The organism is Escherichia sp. E.sYA108 (assembly GCF_011754335.1).
Taxonomy (GTDB): Bacteria; Pseudomonadota; Gammaproteobacteria; order Enterobacterales; family Enterobacteriaceae; genus Escherichia; species Escherichia coli.
Genome location: NZ_JAAQVZ010000004.1, coordinates 1 through 3173, shown reverse-complemented (window position 1 = coordinate 3173; position 3173 = coordinate 1). Strand labels below are relative to the sequence as shown.

At 46.9% G+C, this 3173-nt stretch carries 5 protein-coding genes; 3 read left to right on the top strand and 2 right to left on the bottom strand.

The window, feature by feature from the left end:
* Positions 1-528: 528 nt before the first annotated feature.
* Positions 529-723 carry a Rop family plasmid primer RNA-binding protein gene (locus tag HBM92_RS25025; RefSeq protein ID WP_001041622.1) on the bottom strand — a complete coding sequence of 65 codons (195 nt, stop codon included), beginning with the start codon at positions 721-723 and terminating at the stop codon, positions 529-531.
* A gap of 283 nt (positions 724-1006) precedes the next feature.
* Between HBM92_RS25025 and mobA the strand changes: the two genes are divergently transcribed.
* The gene (gene mobA, locus HBM92_RS25020; RefSeq protein ID WP_000166966.1) at positions 1007-1330 is read left to right on the top strand and encodes a plasmid mobilization protein MobA; all 324 of its coding nucleotides are present in this window, start codon (positions 1007-1009) and stop codon (positions 1328-1330) included.
* Positions 1331-1718: 388 nt separating this feature from the next.
* On the opposite strand, the gene HBM92_RS25015 is transcribed toward mobA, so the two are convergent.
* Positions 1719-2147, bottom strand: a complete 429-nt coding sequence (locus HBM92_RS25015; RefSeq protein WP_000222531.1) for a helix-turn-helix domain-containing protein — start codon at positions 2145-2147, stop codon at positions 1719-1721.
* 157 nt (positions 2148-2304) lie between these two features.
* Here HBM92_RS25015 and HBM92_RS25010 point away from each other — a divergent pair, with 157 nt between their 5' ends.
* Together HBM92_RS25010 and HBM92_RS25005 are read left to right on the top strand one after the other, a co-directional pair.
* On the top strand, positions 2305-2475 hold the full coding sequence (locus tag HBM92_RS25010) for a hypothetical protein (RefSeq protein ID WP_001531327.1): 171 nt from the start codon (positions 2305-2307) through the stop codon (positions 2473-2475).
* The gene (locus HBM92_RS25005; RefSeq protein WP_000534558.1) at positions 2439-2867 is read left to right on the top strand and encodes a hypothetical protein; all 429 of its coding nucleotides are present in this window, start codon (positions 2439-2441) and stop codon (positions 2865-2867) included. Before HBM92_RS25010 ends, HBM92_RS25005 begins: the two co-directional genes overlap by 37 nt.
* The last annotated feature ends 306 nt before the right edge of the window (positions 2868-3173 follow it).

Here is a 3173-nt window from a genome sequence, read left to right as displayed (position 1 = left end):
GATAAGGCGCAGCGGTCGGGCTGAACGGGGGGTTCGTGCACACAGCCCAGCTTGGAGCGAACGACCTACACCGAACCGAGATACCAACAGCGTGAGCTATGAGAAAGCGCCACGCTTCCCGAAGGGAGAAAGGCGGACAGGTATCCGGTAAGCGGCAGGGTCGGAACAGGAGAGCGCACGAGGGAGCTTCCAGGGGGAAACGCCTGGTATCTTTATAGTCCTGTCGGGTTTCGCCACCTCTGACTTGAGCGTCGATTTTTGTGATGCTCGTCAGGGGGGCGGAGCCTATGGAAAAACGCCTCCCGCGCGCCCTTCTTCTGGGTCTTTGTCTTTTGCTCACATGTTCTTTCCGGTTTTATCCCCCGATTCTGTGGATAACCGTATTACCGCCTTTGAGTGAGCTGACACCGCTCGCCGCAGTCGAACGACCGAGCGTAGCGAGTCAGTGAGCGAGGAAGCGGAAGAGCGCCTTATGTGACATTTTCTCCTTACGCTCCTCTATGCCGTTCTGCATCCTGTCCGGATGCGTTATATCCCGGTAAGATTTTCCGCTTCAAAGCGTGTCTGTATGCTGTTCTGGAGTTCTTCTGCGAGTTCGTGCAGTTTCTCACACATGGCGGCCTGTTCGTCGGCATTGAGTGCGTCCAGTTTTTCGAGCAGCGTCAGGCTCTGACTTTTTATGAATCCCGCCATGTTGAGTACGGCTTGCTGCTGCTTATTCATCTTTTCGTTTTCTCCGTTCTGTCTGTCATCTGCGTTGTGTGATTATATCGCGTACCACTTTTCGACTGTTTTGCTGCCGCTATTCTGCCGCTTGGCTTTTTGACGGGCATTTCTGTCAGACAACACTGTCACTGCCAAAAAACTGCCGTGCCTTTGTCGGTAATTCGAGCTTGCTGACAGGACAGGATGTGCAATTGTTATACCGCGCATACATGCACGCTATTACAATTGCCCTGGTCAGGGCTTTGCCCCGACACCCATGTCAGATACGGAGCCATGTTTTATGACAAAACGAAGTGGAAGTAATACGCGCAGGCGGGCTATCAGTCGCCCTGTTCGTCTGACGGCAGAAGAAGACCAGGAAATCAGAAAAAGGGCTGCTGAATGCGGCAAGACCGTTTCCGGTTTTTTACGGGCGGCAGCTCTCGGTAAGAAAGTTAACTCACTGACTGATGATCGGGTACTGAAAGAAGTTATGAGACTGGGGGCGTTACAGAAAAAACTCTTTATCGACGGCAAGCGTGTCGGGGACAGGGAGTATGCGGAGGTGCTGATCGCTATTACGGAGTATCACCGTGCCCTGTTATCCAGGCTTATGGCAGATTAGCTTCCCGGAGAGAAAACTGTCGAAAACTGACGGTATGAACACCGTAAGCTCCCAAAGTGATCACCATTCGCTTTCATGCATAGCTATGCAGCGAGCTGAAAACGATCCTGACGCATCCTTCCTGTTTTTCCGGGGTAAAACATCTCTTTTTGCGGTGTCTGCGTCAGAATCGCGTTCAGCGCGTTTCAGTGGTGCGTACAATTAAGGGATTATGGTAAATATATGAGCTATGCGATAACTTTAACTGTGAAGCGATGAACCCATTACAGGCAAAGCCAATTACTCCTGACAGTGGTTTAGCCAGAAGCAGGGCTACCAAGACCAATGCAATAAGTAATATATCGTTTTGCTATCGTGCATCGCTCGCGCTCAGTTCCATTGTGCTTTTTTAAGCTGTCGTTTTTCTTACGGTATATACCGGTTTTTTATGGCGTGGTTTCTTAACTTGTTCAGCTACTGATGGACCCATTGTATCTAGGTAGTCAACTAGCTTTGTTAGATCATAAATATTGCGACCACCATATCGGCGATCACTCTTCGATGTTGGTTTCTTGTCCAAGAGATTAGCTTTTTCAAGATCATTGATAGCTCTCTGAACAGTCCGTACAGAAACCCCCATACGTATGGCTAGACTTTCCATTGACGGATGCGGCCACTCTTGCAAACTCCACCAGTGAACGATCAGGTTAAGTAGTGTGTTAAAGGCCACTGAAGTTAGCTTTTTCTCGTTTTGTATAAAAAACAATACGGTAGGCACTGCTGTCCAGCCAAGAGACAAACCGCCAGCTTTCCATTTATTCTTAACGGAGTAAGTCATTGATTTTCCTAAGCCCCAAAATATTTAAAGTATATATTATATGGTATATTCATATGAATAGGGTGACACTGGCGCCATTATTGTGCAACCAAAAAAGACTACTCTGAAAACGAGGAAAAGATTTTTTCCTGCCTGAATTAGATACGGAGTTAGCGATATGAAAACCGAACAACGTCATGATCTTGTTAAAGATATTGAGGTTTTTGGCGTATCCTTGTCTCTGTTGATTTCCAGAGCGAATGAGAAGTCTGTTACAATGCCATCTGGTCTAAGTCGGGAGCAGAGAAGAGCATGGGCAGCGGAGCAGGCGCGCAAAATCCACAATTGAATATTGTCTCATTCTCTGAGACCTTCAACCTTTATTACACATCCAGATATTCTGCAAAAACACTCGATAAAATCGATGATTTCATTGAGCATTTTGAAAAATACAATCTCTTTGGCGATCCTTTAAAAGGATATCCAGCTTGGACTGGCAAAGTATCGCCATCGTGGAAAGTGCCTGATCATTACGAAAACAAAGAAGCTATTGAGAAGTATGCTAGAGCTAACAAATTATGGCATGCTCATTTAGGCGATCCGGTTTTTAAAGATACGTTTCATGGGAAATACAAGGTTTCTGACTGGGTTATTCATTTCCAGCGGCTGACACCGAACCATATAAAGCTTTTAGAGCTTGGATACCATGACCCAATGAAGCTACCTCAAAACTTTGAATGATCGAGCGGCAGGCTAAATGAAATCTTGAGATTCATTCAGTCTCGTCGTAATCTCACTATTGTAAAAACGAAAAAACCACCCTGGCAGGTGGTTTTTCGAAGGTTAGTTAATCCTGGCAGATTCTCTAACCGTGGTAACAGTCTTGTGCGAGACATGTCACCAAATACTGTCCTTTCAGTGTAGCCTCAGTTAGGCCGCCACTTCAAGAACTCTCGTTACATCTCTCGCACATCCTGCTTACCAGTGGCCGTTGCCAGTGGCGTTAAGTCGTGTCTTACCGGGTTGGACTCAAGACGATAGTTACCG